At 34.1% G+C, this 17,410-nt stretch carries 24 protein-coding genes; 5 read left to right on the top strand and 19 right to left on the bottom strand.

The window, feature by feature from the left end:
* Positions 1–56 precede the first annotated feature (56 nt).
* From ACODST_RS01375 to ruvC, 8 genes are all read right to left on the bottom strand, one after another.
* On the bottom strand, positions 57–755 hold the full coding sequence (locus ACODST_RS01375; RefSeq protein WP_488930322.1) for a PH domain-containing protein: 699 nt from the start codon (positions 753–755) through the stop codon (positions 57–59).
* 121 nt (positions 756–876) lie between these two features.
* The gene (locus ACODST_RS01370) at positions 877–1,245 is read right to left on the bottom strand and encodes an MmcQ/YjbR family DNA-binding protein (RefSeq protein WP_488930321.1); all 369 of its coding nucleotides are present in this window, start codon (positions 1,243–1,245) and stop codon (positions 877–879) included.
* An 8-nt stretch (positions 1,246–1,253) separates the two neighbouring features.
* Entirely contained in the window at positions 1,254–1,604 is a 351-nt protein-coding gene (locus ACODST_RS01365) for a DUF4260 domain-containing protein (RefSeq protein WP_488930320.1), read from the bottom strand.
* Positions 1,601–2,002 carry a GNAT family N-acetyltransferase gene (locus tag ACODST_RS01360; RefSeq protein WP_488930319.1) on the bottom strand — a complete coding sequence of 134 codons (402 nt, stop codon included), beginning with the start codon at positions 2,000–2,002 and terminating at the stop codon, positions 1,601–1,603. Before ACODST_RS01360 ends, ACODST_RS01365 begins: the two co-directional genes overlap by 4 nt.
* Before the next feature lie 187 nt (positions 2,003–2,189).
* Positions 2,190–2,939, bottom strand: coding sequence for a cyclase family protein (locus tag ACODST_RS01355; RefSeq protein WP_488930318.1), 750 nt, complete (start codon positions 2,937–2,939; stop codon positions 2,190–2,192).
* A gap of 53 nt (positions 2,940–2,992) precedes the next feature.
* Positions 2,993–3,370, bottom strand: a complete 378-nt coding sequence (locus ACODST_RS01350; RefSeq protein WP_488930317.1) for a GxxExxY protein — start codon at positions 3,368–3,370, stop codon at positions 2,993–2,995.
* A 115-nt stretch (positions 3,371–3,485) separates the two neighbouring features.
* Positions 3,486–4,628, bottom strand: a complete 1,143-nt coding sequence (gene hemW / locus ACODST_RS01345) for a radical SAM family heme chaperone HemW (RefSeq protein ID WP_488930316.1) — start codon at positions 4,626–4,628, stop codon at positions 3,486–3,488.
* Positions 4,629–4,715: 87 nt separating this feature from the next.
* Positions 4,716–5,270 (bottom strand): crossover junction endodeoxyribonuclease RuvC, encoded by a 555-nt coding sequence (gene ruvC / locus ACODST_RS01340; RefSeq protein WP_488930315.1) that lies wholly within the window; start codon positions 5,268–5,270, stop codon positions 4,716–4,718.
* A gap of 105 nt (positions 5,271–5,375) precedes the next feature.
* On the opposite strand from ruvC, the gene ACODST_RS01335 reads away from it, so the two are divergent.
* Together ACODST_RS01335 and ACODST_RS01330 are read left to right on the top strand one after the other, a co-directional pair.
* On the top strand, positions 5,376–6,320 hold the full coding sequence (locus ACODST_RS01335; RefSeq protein ID WP_488930314.1) for a hypothetical protein: 945 nt from the start codon (positions 5,376–5,378) through the stop codon (positions 6,318–6,320).
* The gene (locus ACODST_RS01330; RefSeq protein ID WP_488930313.1) at positions 6,317–7,420 is read left to right on the top strand and encodes a glycosyltransferase family 2 protein; all 1,104 of its coding nucleotides are present in this window, start codon (positions 6,317–6,319) and stop codon (positions 7,418–7,420) included. Before ACODST_RS01335 ends, ACODST_RS01330 begins: the two co-directional genes overlap by 4 nt.
* Positions 7,421–7,502: 82 nt before the next feature.
* On the opposite strand, the gene ACODST_RS01325 is transcribed toward ACODST_RS01330, so the two are convergent.
* Together ACODST_RS01325 and ACODST_RS01320 are read right to left on the bottom strand one after the other, a co-directional pair.
* Positions 7,503–7,991 carry a hypothetical protein gene (locus ACODST_RS01325; protein ID WP_488930312.1) on the bottom strand — a complete coding sequence of 163 codons (489 nt, stop codon included), beginning with the start codon at positions 7,989–7,991 and terminating at the stop codon, positions 7,503–7,505.
* A gap of 49 nt (positions 7,992–8,040) precedes the next feature.
* A complete protein-coding gene (locus ACODST_RS01320) occupies positions 8,041–8,424 on the bottom strand; it encodes a hypothetical protein (protein WP_488930311.1) in 384 nt (127 codons plus the stop codon).
* 45 nt (positions 8,425–8,469) lie between these two features.
* Here ACODST_RS01320 and ACODST_RS01315 point away from each other — a divergent pair, with 45 nt between their 5' ends.
* Together ACODST_RS01315 and ACODST_RS01310 are read left to right on the top strand one after the other, a co-directional pair.
* Complete coding sequence (locus ACODST_RS01315) at positions 8,470–8,970, top strand: DUF456 domain-containing protein (protein ID WP_488930310.1); 501 nt, start codon at positions 8,470–8,472, stop codon at positions 8,968–8,970.
* Between the two features lie 284 nt (positions 8,971–9,254).
* Positions 9,255–9,857 carry a DUF937 domain-containing protein gene (locus tag ACODST_RS01310; RefSeq protein ID WP_488930309.1) on the top strand — a complete coding sequence of 201 codons (603 nt, stop codon included), beginning with the start codon at positions 9,255–9,257 and terminating at the stop codon, positions 9,855–9,857.
* 68 nt (positions 9,858–9,925) lie between these two features.
* Here the strand turns inward: ACODST_RS01310 and ACODST_RS01305 are convergent, their stop codons facing one another.
* From ACODST_RS01305 to ACODST_RS01275, 7 genes are all read right to left on the bottom strand, one after another.
* Positions 9,926–10,834: a pseudouridine synthase gene (locus ACODST_RS01305; protein WP_488930308.1), complete on the bottom strand. Its 909-nt coding sequence runs from the start codon at positions 10,832–10,834 to the stop codon at positions 9,926–9,928.
* Positions 10,835–11,059: 225 nt separating this feature from the next.
* Positions 11,060–12,016, bottom strand: coding sequence for a geranylgeranylglycerol-phosphate geranylgeranyltransferase (locus ACODST_RS01300; RefSeq protein ID WP_488930307.1), 957 nt, complete (start codon positions 12,014–12,016; stop codon positions 11,060–11,062).
* 61 nt (positions 12,017–12,077) lie between these two features.
* Positions 12,078–12,668, bottom strand: coding sequence for a DUF502 domain-containing protein (locus ACODST_RS01295; RefSeq protein ID WP_488930306.1), 591 nt, complete (start codon positions 12,666–12,668; stop codon positions 12,078–12,080).
* A 63-nt stretch (positions 12,669–12,731) separates the two neighbouring features.
* Positions 12,732–13,670, bottom strand: coding sequence for a mevalonate kinase family protein (locus ACODST_RS01290; protein WP_488930305.1), 939 nt, complete (start codon positions 13,668–13,670; stop codon positions 12,732–12,734).
* A gap of 3 nt (positions 13,671–13,673) precedes the next feature.
* Entirely contained in the window at positions 13,674–13,973 is a 300-nt protein-coding gene (locus ACODST_RS01285; RefSeq protein WP_488930304.1) for a type II toxin-antitoxin system RelE/ParE family toxin, read from the bottom strand.
* Positions 13,970–14,191 (bottom strand): hypothetical protein, encoded by a 222-nt coding sequence (locus tag ACODST_RS01280; protein WP_488930303.1) that lies wholly within the window; start codon positions 14,189–14,191, stop codon positions 13,970–13,972. Before ACODST_RS01280 ends, ACODST_RS01285 begins: the two co-directional genes overlap by 4 nt.
* 31 nt (positions 14,192–14,222) lie before the next feature.
* The gene (locus tag ACODST_RS01275; RefSeq protein WP_488930302.1) at positions 14,223–15,305 is read right to left on the bottom strand and encodes a diphosphomevalonate decarboxylase; all 1,083 of its coding nucleotides are present in this window, start codon (positions 15,303–15,305) and stop codon (positions 14,223–14,225) included.
* A 152-nt stretch (positions 15,306–15,457) separates the two neighbouring features.
* Here ACODST_RS01275 and ACODST_RS01270 point away from each other — a divergent pair, with 152 nt between their 5' ends.
* The gene (locus ACODST_RS01270; RefSeq protein WP_488930301.1) at positions 15,458–15,934 is read left to right on the top strand and encodes a TspO/MBR family protein; all 477 of its coding nucleotides are present in this window, start codon (positions 15,458–15,460) and stop codon (positions 15,932–15,934) included.
* A gap of 14 nt (positions 15,935–15,948) precedes the next feature.
* On the opposite strand, the gene ACODST_RS01265 is transcribed toward ACODST_RS01270, so the two are convergent.
* Together ACODST_RS01265 and ACODST_RS01260 are read right to left on the bottom strand one after the other, a co-directional pair.
* A complete protein-coding gene (locus ACODST_RS01265) occupies positions 15,949–16,659 on the bottom strand; it encodes a hypothetical protein (protein ID WP_488930300.1) in 711 nt (236 codons plus the stop codon).
* On the bottom strand, positions 16,660–17,409 hold the full coding sequence (locus tag ACODST_RS01260; protein ID WP_488930299.1) for a hypothetical protein: 750 nt from the start codon (positions 17,407–17,409) through the stop codon (positions 16,660–16,662).
* Position 17,410: the final 1 nt, after the last annotated feature.

The following is a 17,410-nucleotide window of genomic DNA, read 5'->3' as shown; positions in this document are numbered from 1 at the left end:
GATGGGTTTTTCTTTGCGAACCTTGCGTAAGTCTTAGCGACCTTTACGGTTAGCTATTACATATAACTTAAAATCTCTTTTTTGTAAGCATCATATTCTCCCTGCATAATCAAACCATTATCAAGAAGTTTTTTATAGTTCTGTAATTTATCAAAAAGTTCTTCTTTAGATAAATCGCTTAATTTACGTTCTCCTGCCGGCTGCGTTGGAAGCGGTTCAAAAGTTTCGGTAAAAGCCGGAGCCGAAGGTAAGATTTCAGCGAAGCTGGTTACCTCTTCCGTTTCTACTTCTTCAACAATATCTTCAATTACAGGTTCTTCTTCAATAATTTCCTGAACCGGAACTGCTGCAGAAACCGGATTTTTTAATAAATCCAATTGTTCTTTAGCATATGTATAAATTTTTCGGGCCTGAATTTTTGGGATATAATCAATAGAAACTGCTAAATCTGTTTTGGTGCCAAATGAAAACTCAGAACCTAAGATGTTTTCTTTTACAAAAGTACTGGCAATATCATCCCAGGTGTAATCTGTAAAATCCATAGAAAGGCCTAAATTTTTAGGTTTACAGATAATAATACGTTTGTTTGTCAATACAATACTATCAGGAAAAACAGTAATAGCAGGTTTTTTTTGTACTGCGATATATCCAACTTCTTCGCCTTTCATTAATAAGTCGTTCAGTTTTGAAGTGATTTTTTCAATCGCTTTTGGATCTTGTTCTTCGTTAAGAAATTTTTTAAATTGTTCTTTCATGGTTCTATAAACTGCTAATTGGCAATCCTTTCGGCTGTTAGGATTGAGTTGTTAAGTTTGTTGTCTTACTTGCAAATGTAATGCCTAATTTTCTAATTGCTTCGCCAGTTCGGTAAAATTTTTACCTCGGGTCGATAATTTCGGTCTGAATTTTCTTTGTCAAACTTTTGAAAACCAAATCATACGAATGGTCTATAAGTTCTTGAACGAATTTTACAGGCAGGTTTCCGTTTAAAGAAACCGTATTCCAGTGTACTTTGCTCATATGAAATCCAGGCTGTATTTCGTCATATTCTGCTCTGAGTTCCTGTGCGCGATCCGGATCGCATTTTAAGTTGACAGATTGTTGGTTCTTTTCCCACTGTGATAAAGAGGATAAAGCAAACATTTTTCCGCCCACTTTAAAAACCAGTGTGTCTTCATCAAAAGGGAAGTGTTCACTTACGCCTTTTTTCGACAGACAGTATTCATAAAACGTTTCTAAATTCATAACTGTATTTATTTTCCAATTTCACCTAAATGTGTGTATTTAAAGCCTTTTTCATATTTTAAGCCATAACCAAAAACACGATCCATTGCCGAATGTGAAAATAAAATAATTCCGGCTAACTGAACACTTTCAATACTAAAATAACATCCAATGCCATAAAGGAAAAGTGCTATTCCTTTATGATGAAAGATATTATAGGATAAAGCGCCAGTTTTATTTCCAAAAACATAGCCAATCATCGACAAATCCGGAGCCAATAATAAAGCTAAAAACCACCACCAGTCGTAATTTAAGCGGTTAAATAAAAAAATGCCGAGAATTAATAAGGCTGTTTCTTCGAGTTTTAGAACTGTTTTCATTTGATTATTTTTTCCATCATCTTTTCAGGATGATTCAGTTTTGTGAATCCGAATTTCTCATATAAAAAGTGAGCGTCGGTGGTTGCCAGTCGCCAGATTTTGACTTCCTGTAATTGAGGTTCCTTCATCAAGGAGTCAATTAATATAGACGAATAACCTTTTCCACGATGTTCTTCTGTAATAAAAACATCCATTAAATAAGCAAAAACGACGTAATCAGTTATCACTCTGGCAAAACCAATTTGTTTGTCATTCAGGTAAATTCCGAAACAAACTGAAGCATCAATAGTACGCTGGACTTCTTCAAGAGTTCTTCCTGCTGCCCAATAAATATCTTTTAAAAAGTTCTGTATAAACGGAACGTCGAGTTTAGTTTTATCTGTTGAAACAGTAATCATAGTTTGTTGTTTTTTTGCCACTACCCGAGCGATAGCGAACAGGTGAAGCAATTTCATGGATTTGCGCTGATTTCTATTTTTATTCTGCCACAGATTAAAAAGATTAACACAGATTAAATCATTTTAATCCTTATAATCTGTGGCAAAAAATTAATTCGTGTAAATTGGTGCAATTAGCGGCGAACTTTTAAATCTTATATAAAATTGGTTTGCTCGGACTTGCGTCGTTTTCAAATGAAGCAATTTGAAGATTTAGGATGTAATCGCCGTCTTCAATTTCGTCCAGAACATAAATCATTTCGGTAATCGTGGCATTTAATCTTGCATCAGCATTTAGATTTATCGTGTCTTTTACATTCCAAAATGCTTTGTGAGCCAGTAATTTCCCTTCGTCATGTTCTTTGTCAACGCTGGGAAGATCAATCAGTAAATGCTGAATTTCGCTTTCGTGGATGAAAACCGCAGCCTCTTCAGACAAATACGGCGGATTGGTATTCGAATATTTCCGAGACTTTTTTTCTAGCTGATTTGGAAGTGTTCTGATGATTAAAGCTTCAGCTTTTGTAGTCACTAAAGCTGAAATCTGTTCTTTCGTAATGACAAAATCATCTCCAATTTTCTCAGGTTCAATTGTAATCAATTCAGCAAAAAAGAAAAACTGCTTTAAAGCTTGATTGATACTGTAAAAATCATTTGTAATATGTCCCAGACATTCCGTATGTGTACCATGTCCATGCGGATTGAAGAAAATATTATTGAAATTCGTAGATGATTTTCCTTCCGAAACTTTCCCAATCCAGTCACCAAAAATTACTGGTTCGATAACCGGTTTTTCGATGTACCAGGCTATCGGATTTTTATCGGTATTGGTTAATGGAATGGAGATGTCTATTGGTTTTGATAAGTCGATTTCGAAGTTGTTGATTTTTGCTTTCATAGATTTAACCGCAAAGTTCGCTAAGATTTACGCAAAGGGCGCTATGTTTTTTGTTAGAGATTGTTTACTATTCTTTTAATTCCATGTTTTAATAATGCGACATTAAAATTTATTAATAATCCTAATTTGCAATTTGTTAGTTTTAAGTATGTCAATAGTTGAGCAAAATGAACATCATTTAAACAATCTACCGACTTTATCTCCAAAATTAGTTTATTTTCTACTAAAATATCTAGTCGATAACCAACATCTAACTTTACTTCTTCGTAAATTAATGGTAAAGCCTTTTGTTTTTCAACTAGTAAGTTTAATTTCTTCAACTCATAAAACAAGCATTCTTCATAAGCGCTTTCTAAAAGTCCTGGTCCTAAAGTTTGATGAACTTTTAATGCCGAATGAAATACAATTCGGGATAAATCATTTTCTGACATACGATCAATATTTTAAAATTCAAATATAATGCTTGATTTTAAAATAATAATTTTATTCCTACAAATAAATAAATTGCGTTCTTAGCGTAAATCTTAGCGAAACTTGCGGTTAGACCTAAACTTCCAGATAAAATAAATCTGAAGCAATTCCATCCGTTAAAAATTTTCCTTTGGGTGTTGGTTTTAAAATGTTGTTTTGGATGGAAAGTAAATCGTCATTTAGGAATTTCTGAGATTGTTCCAATAAATAATTCAGATATTCTGAACCAAATTCGTTTTCAATTCTTTCAAGAGAAACACCCCAGATTGTTCGTAATCCCGTCATAATATATTCATTATAACGATCTGAAATAGTTAAGATTTCTGTTTCAATAGGAAGCTCATCGTTTTGAATTGCTTTTAAATACAAGGAGTTATTCGCGATATTCCAGCCTCTTTTTTTACCGTCATAACTATGCGCAGAAGGCCCGATTCCGATATATTTTTTTCCTAACCAGTAAGCCGAATTGTTTTTGGAGAAATAATTCTCTTTTCCAAAATTGGATAATTCGTAATGAATAAAACCGTTTTTCTGAAGCATATCCACCAGAATCATAAAGTGATTCGAGGCTGCTTCGTCTTGTGGTTCAGCAATTTTTCCGGTTTGAATTAATTTGCTTAAAGCGGTTTTTGGTTCCACTGTCAAAGCATAACTCGAAATGTGCGGAATACCAAAATCCAAAGCCGTTTGAATGTTCTGTTTCCACATTTCGTCGCTAAGTCCGGGAATTCCGTAAATTAAATCTAGTGAAATATTATCGAAGTATTTTGTTGCTTCTTCCAGACATTTTTTGGCTTCCGCCGAATTATGAGCACGATTCATCATCTTCAGATCATCTTCATAAAAAGACTGAATTCCGATGCTCAGACGATTTATCGGACTTTTTGATAATTCCAGAATGCGTTCCGCAGACAAATCATCCGGATTGGCTTCAAGCGTAATTTCCGGATTTTCGACAACTTTATAGTTTTTATAAACTTCTGAAATTAAAAAGTTGATTTCATCATTTGACAAAACCGAAGGAGTTCCGCCGCCAAAATAAATGGTTTCTACTCCCGAGAATTCGGGATCGTTTTCGAATTCTTTTTTGCGTGCAGTAATTTCTTTAGCCAAAGCCAAAACCATTTCGTCTTTCTTTTTCATCGAAGTCGAAAAATGAAAGTCGCAATAGTGGCAGGCCTGTTTGCAAAAAGGTATGTGAATGTAGATCCCCGACATTTTTAATTAGATAATTAGAGAATGCGTCAATTAGATAATTTATTTGTCGTTTATAGAATTATCTAATTATCAAATTGGCACATTAACTCATTTCTTAATACGATCTTCGTTTTGTTTCACAAATGCATCCCAGCCAGAATAACTCTTTCCGGCAATAACTTTTCCAGAATTAAAATGGTGGCAAACCGCAGCGGCCAGACCATCTGTTGAATCGAGATTTTTAGGTAATTCTTTTAAGCCTAAAAGCTGCTGTAACATTTTAGCGACCTGTTCTTTACTGGCATTTCCGTTTCCGGTAATGGCCATTTTTATCTTTTTAGGTTCGTATTCAGTAATTGGAATGCCTCTCGAAAGTCCCGCCGCCATCGCAACGCCCTGTGCACGGCCTAGTTTTAACATCGATTGTACGTTTTTACCAAAGAAAGGCGCTTCAATCGCGATTTCGTCCGGGCAGTGTGTTTCGATTAACTCGATGGTTCTTTCAAAAATAACTCGTAGTTTTTGGTAATGATTATCGTATTTGGAAAGCTGCAATTCGTTTAACTGTAGAAATTCCATTTTTTTATTGGTTACTTTAATCAATCCAAAACCCATGATGGTGGTTCCGGGGTCAATACCTAATATGATGCGTTCTTTTGTCAAGTGTTTTTTTGTTTCAAGTTTCAGGTTTCAAGTTTTTGAAAAACGAAACGATTCATTTTCTTATTTTCAAATTGCCACATTCTCAAATTCAATTACTTTTGCGGCATGATTTCAATTCCTCACAAAGCTAAGCAATTCCTTGTTCTTCTGGCTAAACTTTTGATTGTTGGCGGTGCTTTTTATTTTATTTACAATCAGCTGGCCAGCAATGATAAGCTGGACTGGCAGAAATTCATTGTTTTGTTTCGTAAAAACCAGTCGGTTTTAGGAATTTCGTTTATTCTGCTTTTAAGTGCTTTGAATCGTTATTTTGAGATTTTAAAATGGCAGAATCTGGCTCAGGTCATTCATAAAATCTCTGTTTATGAAGCCACAAAACAGGTTTTAGCGGCCTTAACTGCCGGAATTTTCACGCCAAACGGAGTAGGAGAGTACGCTGGAAAAGCATTGTATTATCCAAAATCAGAGGCTAAAAGAGTAGTTTTCCTGAACTTAATCTGTAATGGAATCCAGATGATTTTAACGGTCATTTTTGGACTGTTTGGATTGCTGTATTTCAATGCACAATATCACGTCATTACAACCAAAACTGTTGCCATTTTATTTGGAGGATTTGTATTGCTTCTGATAGTTTTATTCTCTTTAAAGAAGATCAAAATCAAAGGCTATTCGATTGAAAAACTGATTCATAAAATAAATGAAATTCCGAAAACCGTTCACCGAAAAAATATAGTTTTAGGAATTTTACGTTATTTGGTTTTTTCGCATCAGTACTACTTTTTGTTTTTGGCTTTTGATGTCGAACTGCCTTATTTTATTCTGATGGCTACAATAACCTCGGTTTATTTTCTGGCTTCATCTCTGCCTACATTTCAGTTTCTGGATTTTGCTGTAAAAGGAAGTGTTGCGATGTATTTCTTTGGGATACTGGGCGTAAACGAATGGATTGTAGTTTTCATCAGTACTTTAATGTGGTTCTTAAATGTAGTGCTGCCGGTAGTGCTGGGAAGTTATTTTGTGCTGAATTTTAAAACTAAAACAGCAGTATGATTTTTGCTTTATTGAGCATATTGATCCTATATCTAATTAGTGTTAATTTGCTGATTTATGGTTTTTTTAAAATCAAAAAATATCAAAGCGCAGATTTAAAACCGAAGATGAGTTTTACGATTATTGTTCCTTTTAGAAATGAAGAAAAGAACCTTCCTAATCTTTTAAATAGTATTTCCAAACTCCATTATCCAACAGATTTATTTGAGGTTATTTTAGTAGATGATAGCTCTAAAGAGAAATTTCATTTACCAGCTGTTAATTATCAATTGTCAGTTATCGATAATGTCCGGGTTTCAAATTCTCCCAAAAAAGACGCGATTACAACCGCCATGCAGCAGGTAAAAACCAATTGGGTAATTACAACAGATGCGGATTGTATTGTACCTGAAAACTGGCTTTTGGTATTTGATAATTACATTCAGGAGAATAAAGTTTCGATGCTTGCCGGAGCAGTTTCATACCAATGTAAAAACTCTTTTTTAGATCATTTCCAGCAGTTAGATTTAACGAGTCTGCAAGGGGCGACTATTGGAAGTTTTGGAATTAACAAAGGCTTTATGTGCAACGGAGCTAATTTTGCTTACACCAAATCAGTTTTTGAAAGTTTAAATGGCTTTGAAGGAAATGATAAAATCGCCAGTGGTGATGATGTTTTTTTACTGCAGAAAGCCATTGAGAAATTCCCTGCGGAAGTACATTATCTTAAAGCTCAGGAAGCCATAGTCATTACAAAGCCCACCGAAAACTGGAAAGCTCTTTTTTATCAAAGAGTGCGCTGGGCAGCTAAAACCAGTTCGTATAAAAGTACTTTTGGAAAGTTTTTAGGGCTGATTGTTTTCTTTGGAAATCTGACTTTAGTTGTTGGTTTTTTCTTATTTCTCTTTGGAATTCTGAGTTATCCTATTTTGGTTTTATTGGCCTTTTTAAAGTTTATAACCGACTTTATTTTATTATCAATAACGAATAGATTTTTAACTGAAACCAGAATCAGAAGTCTTTTATTGAGCAGTTTGCTTTATCCTTTTTTTAGTTCTTTTGTAGCCTTGTACAGTTTGTTTGGGGTTTATGAATGGAAAGACCGTCAGTTTAAAAAGTAAGTTTTTTGAAAATGACTATTCTGGTCTTATGGCATCAGACACTAAAGATATAACAAAGACCGGGAGTGGGTTCCTGATACAGCTAGTTCTTGTTTTTTGCCTTTAAAATTACGGGTAACATGAATTGAGTTTTTACCGGAAGTCCTCGTTTTATAGCCGGATTTACTTTTGGAAAATCAACCAGACGGGATTGCAGGATGCTGTCAATACGGATGGTGTCATAAGTAACCGAATCTTTTTGGAATTCAGGTTCAAATTTCATCTTAGAATTGGGATAAATCGTCACTTTTACTTGTATAGTATCCAGCTTAGGATATGCAGTCGACAAACTGTCAATGTTTAGTTTTTGCTGAATAAGCTTCGACATTACATCAAAGAAGCAGGTTTGGCGCTGCTTTTTGTCGTTGATCGTTTCACATTCTGCAACGGTTGGGTATTCATCCACTTCCTTCCAGTTTATAGATTTTAACTCTTTCTGAAGTAATTCTTTTTCAGATGGAACTTTCTTCTCAAAATATTGACAAGAGCTGCAGAGTAAAAGGGTTAAAAAGTAGAAAGAATAAGGCTTCAAGATTTTGATTTTGAATTGGATAAAATGGATTTACGATATAAAAATACAATTATTTTTTTTGAGAAGCCTTATAAAGTAAATAATCTTCATAGCTTTCTGAGAGCCATTGTTCTTTGTTTTTAGCGGCAATTTCTTTTTGATCGGGATATAATTTGGCAAGCCGGTCTGAGAAAGCGGCGATTTGTACGGTGTAATTGTAGAATTCTGTTTTACTCAGCACAATATTGGTATCATTTTTACGATTGAAAAATTCAAAGAAAAGATTGTCAAATTCTTTCATAGAGAAATTCAGAACTTTTTTCTTATTACTTTTATAGATGCTGTCCTGCAGGAGCTGGTCGTCAATAGAAAGTTTTTTGGTTTGCGCACATACATTAATGCTGATTAAAGAAATCAGGAATAAGGCTGCAATATAGAATATAACATTACGCATTATTGGAATTGTTAAAAAAATGTAAGTACAAAATTACAAAATTATATGGATTCATTACTGTTTACTTTAGGTTTTATATGTATGATTATTGGGGTTTTTGGAAGTTTTCTTCCGGTTCTTCCGGGACTTACTGCTTCCTGGACTGGATTATTGCTGCTGTATCTGACAGACACTGTCGAGAATAATTACTGGGTTTTGGGTATAACATTGGTACTGACCATTATTATTACAATTTTAGATTATGTAATTCCGGCCAGGGGTACTAAAAAGTTTGGCGGCAGTTCTTACGGGGTCTGGGGAACTAATATTGGACTGCTGGTAGGTATTTTTGCTCCAATACCTTTTGGGGTTATAATTGGTCCGTTTGTCGGGGCATTTATAGGTGAGCTGATGTACGACTCTGCCAATCATCAGCGGGCATTAAAAGCAGCAACGGGGTCCTTTTTGGGGTTTCTGGCATCAAGTTTTATAAACTTTTTATTTAGTATCATATATTTCGGTATTTTTATTCATACCGCATGGGAATATCGAAACATTTTATTTTAATTATGTAATAAATAATTGGCTTTTTTCTTATTTTTTATTTTTTTTAAGAAAATTTCTAATTTTTTAAAAAGTCAATTTGTCTTTGTTTTGATTACGAAAGGGTTATATTTACTGGTATTGAGCGTTTTTTATGTTAAAGTGCTCATAATCTAATGACTAAATTCTTAACTTATTTTTTGGATATGTTAAAATATTTTATATTTTTATCCTGATAAACGATAAAAAGCCCCACTTTATCGATTATTTTGAACAGGTATAAATAATCACTTTAATACGTTATGAGTATGACCCCAAACCTACAAATTGAACTTAGACGTTTTATTTCTTCTAATGTTGTTTCAAAACTAAACAAATTTTATTTTGAAAATGATGCGCTCCTAATCAAAGGAATTGATGTTTCAATCGGTACAGTTTTAATGGGATTATACAATAGGGCTGAGGAATCAGGCTTTTATAAGGGGATTGTATCACTCATACCGGATAATTCTAATTTTTATCAGGAAGTCGATTTTACTTCCGGCAGAATTTTATCAGTTGACGACTGTTATCGCCTGGAAGGAAATGCACTGCTAAAAGAAATCTTTACCAATAAAAAAGGCAGAATTTCTGAAATGATTTCAAACGAAGTGGGCATCAAAAGCGAAACAGCCCGTGAAATACTTAACTTCTCTGCACTGCTTGTAGTCTCTTATCTTAAAAATAATATCCAGTTACTCGACAGTTTGAAATTACTTCTGGAAGAGCAAAAAAGAGACATTTTAAACAGTATTCAGCCCGGAATCAAAATCATCCTTGGATTTTCATGTTACGAATCGGTTGAAGAAAAAAATCAAAACATCGGAAGATCTATCTTTACTCTTTTCGGACATAACTTTTTTAGTTTCTAAAATAAAAAATCCCATTTTACCAGAAGTAGTAAAACAGGATTCGTTATCGTAAATCAATGTTGAAGCGTTTATGCGTTTTTCAAATTGATAATTTCCTGACTGGTTAAAAAACGCCAGTTTCCTCTTGGCAGGTTTTTCTTAGTTAAACCGGCAAAAGATACACGGTCTATACGTAAAACATCATAATCAAAGTTTTCAAAAATAGCACGGACTACTTTTACATTTGAGGTACGTAGTTTCAGACCTACTTCGCTTTTGGGTTCTTTCTCGATATAACTTACTTCTTCAACAAACACACGGTGCCCGTCCAGTACCAAACCATTGCTTATTTTTTCCAGATCTTCAAATTTTAGGTTCTTGTCTAAAGAAACCTGGTAGATTTTAGAAGATTTCTGATTCGGCAGACTAAATTTACGAATCATATCCGTATCGTTAGTGAACAATAATAACCCTGTTGTATTTTTGTCCATTCGTCCAACCGGAGCAATTTTTGCATTGGTTGCAGCACGAACAAGTTCCAGAACGTTACGATATTCATGGCCTTCTTCAAGTGCCGTTGTGAAGTTTTTAGGTTTGTTTAGTAAAATGTATTCTTTCTTTTCAGGAGTTAAAACCACACCGTCAAAATTCACAACATCATTAATTTTTACTAAATATCCCATTTCAGTAACCGGAACACCGTTTACTTTAACGTTCCCGGACTGAATATATAAATCGGCATCACGTCGTGAACAAACCCCTGAATTTGAGATGTATTTGTTCAGACGAATTTCGTCTGAGGCCTTTTGTCTCTTCGCCGGCTGATTTTGTTTTCTGAATTTTTCAGCGGCTGCTTCCTGAGCTGCTTTTACTTCAGGTTTTACTTTTTTTGGCCCTTGCGCACGCTTTGGTAAAGCAGGTTTTGGCTTGTTAGAGTTTGATCTTGAGTTGTTTGGTCTTGATCCGCCTCTTTTATTATTGCCTTCCTTGTTGTTCATAAAATCATTAATTTGTGCAAAGATAGTTTTTTCCTGCTAATAAATCCTAAGTTCAATGTTCTTAGATTACTAGCATTTTATTTTAAGATATTCAGAAACAGTCCATTTAATATTTTTTGAAGCATTTCGGTTTTATCTGATTTCATAAACGGAACCTGGTGGGGGCTAAAATTCAGACAACAGGTTTCTTTTGCCTGCATTGAGAATATCTTATTTCATTAAGAGTTAATAATTAGAAATCAGTTCGCGTCCGTGCCACAACACACTTGGATTGATTAAAACGATACAGAAAACACCCGAAACAATCAGGAATTTCAATACGTTGTGCAGTAATAAAAACTGCTCTTTGGAGCTGGATTTCCATAAATAAAGCAGAAAAAAGATCAGGACGATAAAACAGACATAGAAATAGATGTCCATATATCCTACATCATAAATGTTGATCAATATATATACCGGAACCACAGTCAGTAATGTCAGGACGGTAATAATCTGTTTGGAAATTTTTTCATTATAGATAATCGGGATCGTATGATAATCATTGGCCAGGTCACCTTTCAGGTTTTCTAAATCTTTGATCATTTCCCGAATCAAAAGCAAAAGAAACAAAAACATGGCATGAGCCGAGATCACAACAAAATGCCCTCTGTGATTTTCAAGCTCTTCGAATGAAATGGAGTTATAGAAATAAAGTAAAATAGCAAAAAACGGAATTACGGCCATAAAGGCAGCCGTGAGGTTTCCGACAATTGGATATTTTTTTATTTTATGAGAGTAAAACCAAATAAGGAAAATATAGGCCGAAAAGAATAGAAAAGCACGCCAGGAAACAATAGAAGCCATTAAAACAGCCAGGAAGTTCAGGCTGAAATAAACCGTTAGTTTGGTTTTCTGGCTCACTAATCTGTCGAGCATGGATTTGTTGGGACGATTAATTAAGTCTTTCTGACTGTCGTAAAAATTATTGATAATATAACCCGAAGCAATGGTAACGGCCGAAGCAGATACAATAAGAAACAAGTAAAAATCTAACAGAATATCCAGAGCTCTTTTCTCGGGAGCCAGAATAAAAATAGCCGATAAATACTGTGCTAAAATTATAATAGGAATGTTATAACCGCGTACCACAGAAAACAAACTAACAATTTTCATTACTAAAAGTTTGTGCTGTCTGCTTAACATAAATTACAGGTTGTGGATTAAATTAGATTTGAAGTTAAAGGATATTTTTTAAACCAGAAATTCAGAGCTTGTTTTTTAACAATTCTTTAGAGCCGTAGCCTAATTTTCGAATGCAGGCTAAAGCTTGTTTTTGGGTCATGTCGATTTCTTTGATGTCTTTCTTTTCAACAAAACAAACAGAACCGCTCCACGGATTTGGTGCATCAGGAACAAAAACAGTAAAATGGTTTTCATCTATTGGTTCTATTAAAAAGGCAAACTGCCAGCCGGCATCAGTAGGAACCAAAATGACTTTTAAGTCTTCTTTAGATTCAAAACCCATAATGCTTTCATTCATGTTTTTCATAAACGAGTATCCGGGAACAAAACTTAAAATACTGTCTTCCAGTTTTTGGATTAGTCTTTTGGCACTGGTAGTTTTGGCCAGTAATCCCGCTGCGAAACAAATAAGGATCAGGAGGAGTGTGCCAACAAGTTCCTGAAGTGCTATTCCTAAAACATGTACTCTGGGCAGATTATTAACGAGCGGCAGTGTTACTTTTTGAATAATGCCATATCCTTTTTCCAGAATAATAAGCAGTACAACCAATGGTGCTAAAAACAGAATTCCTCCTAAAAAAGTTGCTTTGATTATTCTTAAAATACTTTTCATAATGCATTACTTTTTAGGTTGAAACTTATGAAAATCTACTCAAACAACTCTGGTTTTAAAGGGTTAGAACTGATAAACTACTTCCAGTTTATAGTCTTTTAAAGAGGTCTTTGCACGTTCTAAATCTTCAGTAAATCCAAGGATATAACCACCTCCTCCGGAACCGCAGAGTTTTAGGTAATAATCATTTGTGTCAATACCCTGCTGCCAGATGGCATGAAACTGCTCCGGAATCATGGGTTTGAAGTTGTTTAAAACCACTTTGGAGAGTTTTTTAGTATTGCCAATCAATGACTTCATATCGCCATGTAAAAAGTTCTCGATACAGATATCCGTATATTTTACAAACTGATTTTTAAGCATAGCACGGAAACCTTTGTCTTTTAAGTTTTCCATAAAAATGCTGATCATTGGAGCTGTTTCACCCACAATTCCCGAATCTAATAAAAATACAGCACCTTTTCCGTCAAAACTTTGTGTTGGAATACCGGTTGTCTGGATATTGTCTTTAGAATTAATTAAAATTGGAATGCTTAAATAGCTGTTGAGCGGATCTAAACCAGAGCTTTTTCCATGGAAAAAACTTTCCATTTGAGAAAAGATATTTTTTAGAAGTAATAATTTTTCACGTGTCAGATTTTCTAAAACCGTAATTTTGTTAGCTGCATATTTATCGTAAATGGCCGCTACAAGTGCACCGCTGCTTCCAACACCGTATCCCTGCGGAATACTGGAATCGAAATACATTCCGGTTTCGACATCATTTTTAAGGTTTTCTAAATCGAAAGTAACCAAATCCGGCTGCTGTGTCTGTAATACTTCAAGATAAGAAGCAAAACTTCTCAAACTTTTATTTGAGGCAATGGCTTCGTCTGAAGGTTCTTCGGACTTTTTTAAAGCGCCATTGTAAAAGTTATAAGGAATGGCAAGCCCTTTTGAATCGCGGATGATTCCGTACTCTCCAAAAAGCAATATTTTTGAATAAAATAATGGTCCTTTCATGATTTATTTTATGTCTTTCTTAATTTTATTTGGGTTTTGTCTGGTGTCGAAAAGTGACAAAAGACGAACTTCTTGAGTGGTATATTTGTAATAAAGCATTGTTTGTTTTGAAATTACACATCTCCTAGTTTTATTCCTGCTTGAAAGAGGAAAAGTGTCAGGATTAAGCCTAATTGTTTCAATAATTTTATAAAAATTTGATATAAACTTATCTCTAGTTGAAAGTGAAAATCTAATCTCTAAATATTCTAGTAACTGTTCAAGTTGAAATTTAGAACGACCAGAAAATACAATTCTTCTCATTTCTTATATTTTGCCATTACATCTTCAAAAAGATAAAATTCACCATTTTCTATTTCTCTTTCAGATGCTTCAATTTCGGCCTTTTGTTCTTCTGTCAAATCATCCCACCAATCTTTCTCTTCTTTTTTAAAAATTTTTCGAATAGATTTCAAAATAGCAGGGTTTTCAGTATCAGCTACTAGCTTTATTAATTCGAGTTTTTCTAATTGAATGTCCATAACCAAAAAATTTAACTAAAGATACGCAAAATTATAATGCAATTGCACCACTTCCAATTTTGTCGCAAATGTATTGACTATTCTGACAAAATACAACTAATTCGTCCTGAATAAATTGTAATACTTTTTCGGTAACGTTTTCGGGATAAAGCACATGCACATTGGCACCAGCATCAAGCGTAAAACAAACCGGAATCCGGGTTTCATTTCTGAATTTCCAAATCGCATTTATGATTTGAAGCGTATTTGGTTTCATTAAAATATAATAGGGCATCGAGGTCATCATCATAGCGTGTAAAGTCAAGGCTTCACTTTCTACGACTTTAATAAATTCTTCCAGATTTCCGTTTTCAAAAATGGCAGTTAATTTATCCAGATTTTCGTGTGCCTGCGCAAAGCGTCTTTCTGCATACGGATGATTGTGCATCAAATCATGTCCAACTGTGCTTGAAACTTGTTTTTCGCCTTTATCAACTAATAAAATAGTATCCTGATAATTCCTGAAATTATCATGAACAGCGTATGGATATTCAACTCCAAATAAGTCTGAGCTTCCTTCAATGTTAGCTTGATTTCCCCAAACGACCATGTTTCCTTTTACACTTCGGCAGGCGCTTCCGGAACCTAAACGTGCCAGAAACGAAGCTTTTTGATAGAAATAGTCATCAGTCATTTCTGGATTTAAAAGTTTTTCCAAACTCATAAAATTCATTGCCAGCGCAGCCATTCCGGAAGCCGAAGAAGCGATTCCTGAACTATGCGGAAAAGTATTCTGTGTATCAATCGTAAAATGATAGTCTTTCAAAAACGGCAGATATACTTCAACTCTTTCTAAAAACTTCTGGATTTTTGGTTTGAAGTCTTCTTTTGGTTTTCCTTCAAAAAGTAAATCAAACGAAAAAGTACCATTATGTTCTTTTTTCGAAAAAGCCAGTTTTGTAATGGTTTTACAGTTGTTAAGCGTAAAACTGACAGAAGGATTCGCCGGAATCTGATTGTCTTTTTTCCCCCAGTATTTTACTAAGGCGATGTTACTTGGAGCGCTCCACTCAAAGTTTCCTTTTTCGATGGCTGAAGTATATGGATTTGGAATAAAATCGGCTGCTGTAAACATGAATTATAAAATTTTGGCAAAGATAGGTTTTTCATTTTTCCACCATATAAGTTATATAAGAAATTATAAGCATGGTTTACTAAAATGAACTTATATCACTTATATGGTTTAAACCTTTCTTTTAACTATTTTTGACTACAAAATTTAATAAAATGAATAAGTTCGTAAAAATCGCTATAGCTTTAGTAATTTGTTTAACAGTAGGGTATTCTGCGGGGGTAGTAACAAAACCAAGTATTGAGACCTGGTATGTAACGTTGGAAAAACCAGTTTTTAATCCGCCCAACTGGATTTTTATGCCGGTTTGGACAGTGCTTTATATTTTTATGGCCATTGCAGCAGCTTTGGTTTGGGACAAAATAAAAGAGCATACAGAAGAGGTTAAAAAAGCACTGTTGTTTTTTCTGGTTCAGTTAACCTTAAATGCTATTTGGTCGTATTTGTTTTTTGGATTAAAAAACCCAATGCTGGCTTTAATTGAAATTATTCTTTTATGGCTGATGATTTATGAAACGTATTTGAAGTTTGTTAAAATCAATAAAATTTCAGGATATTTATTGGTTCCCTATCTGGCCTGGGTTGGTTTTGCTACGGTTTTAAATGCCAGTATCTGGTGGCTGAATAAATAGTTTTGTTTAGGGCTTCAAGGTTTTAACTTCCTAAACTCCTCATTTTTAGCATACAAAAAATCCATTGTAGCCAAAACATTCGGGTGTTCTAAAAGGGTTTTTGATTTTGGATCGGCATCACAAAATTCAAGAAAAAGCTCTTTTTGATCAGGGTTAAGTTTTAAATTGTAACTAAAGAAATCTGGAGTACAATATGCCGCTGCATGTTTTTTAAAACGATCGTCAACTTCATACTTTTCTTTTGGATGTGATTTTTTTAAAGGTATATTGATGTTTGCAGAATATCTTGTTCTTCCATCATTTACGCCAGTGTAACGAGTAAGATCGTTGGCAGTTTTGCGATTGTTGATTTCATTTACTTTTTCGGCATCAAACTCTACTTTTTGAAATTTTATGGATGTAATTACAACTTCATTAAGTTCTTCGGCTTTAATAATCATGTCAACAACAAGATTATTTTTCTTTAAATTTTCGGATGTAAGTTTCAGCCGTGTAAAGAAATAATCTTTAGAGAAAAAAAGTAAACTGTCTTGTTCTCTTGCTAAAATTGAGAATTCTCCCAGCTCATTTGTTCTTGTACTGGTTTTAGCTGTTTTATTTATAACTTCAACTTTGTTGAGAGGGACTTTATTGGAGAGAACTTTTCCCTGAATCATTTTTTTTGTCTGAGAAATACTAAGCTGATAAGTTAAAAAAGAAATTGTGGTGAGCAATTTTGCTTTCATTTAATTTTTAATTTCGCTTTTCATTTTCTGAAAAAGTTCATTTTTATTATACAAAAAATCCATAGTAGACAGGATGTTAGGATGTTCTAAGAGAAGTTTCGATCTGGGGTCGGCATCACAGTATTCCAGAAAGAGTTCTTTTTCATCCGGAGATAATTTCAGGTCTTTTGTAAAAAAGTCAGGAGGACAGGTCGAATTTACCATTTTTTTAAAATTACTATCAGGAATTTTCTTTTTAGATTCTTCACGATTTCCATTAAATAAACCTGCAAGCCCGCCTCCTAAAGCCATAAAATTGATTCCGTTTGTTATAGTTCCATTATTATACCCCTGAATATAACGAGTGAGATCACGAGACTGTTTGTTGATATTAATCTTACTGATGGCTTCCGGATCAAATGTAACTTTAGGAAATTTGATACCGGTAATTACAACTTCATCCAGTTCTTCAGGTTTTGGAATCATATTTACCAAAAGGTTATTGGTCTGGATATTTTCCTGAGTCACTTTCAGTCTTTTGAAAAAGTAATTTTTGGAATAGAAAAGTAAGCTGTCTTTTACGTTTACAACAATTGAAAATTCCCCTAAAATATCGGTCTTAGTACTTGTTTTAGCTGTTTTATTGATGACTTCCACATCCTTAAGCACATTGTTGTTGTACATAACCTTTCCACGAAGGACCTTTTCGGTCTGTGAAATTCCTGAATGATAAGTTAATATTAGAATTATGGTAAGTAATTTTACTTTCATA

It is taken from the genome of Flavobacterium sp. FG19, from assembly GCF_057809475.1.
Note: the sequence above shows the minus strand (reverse complement) of the source record. Positions and strands in the feature narration are given on the sequence as shown.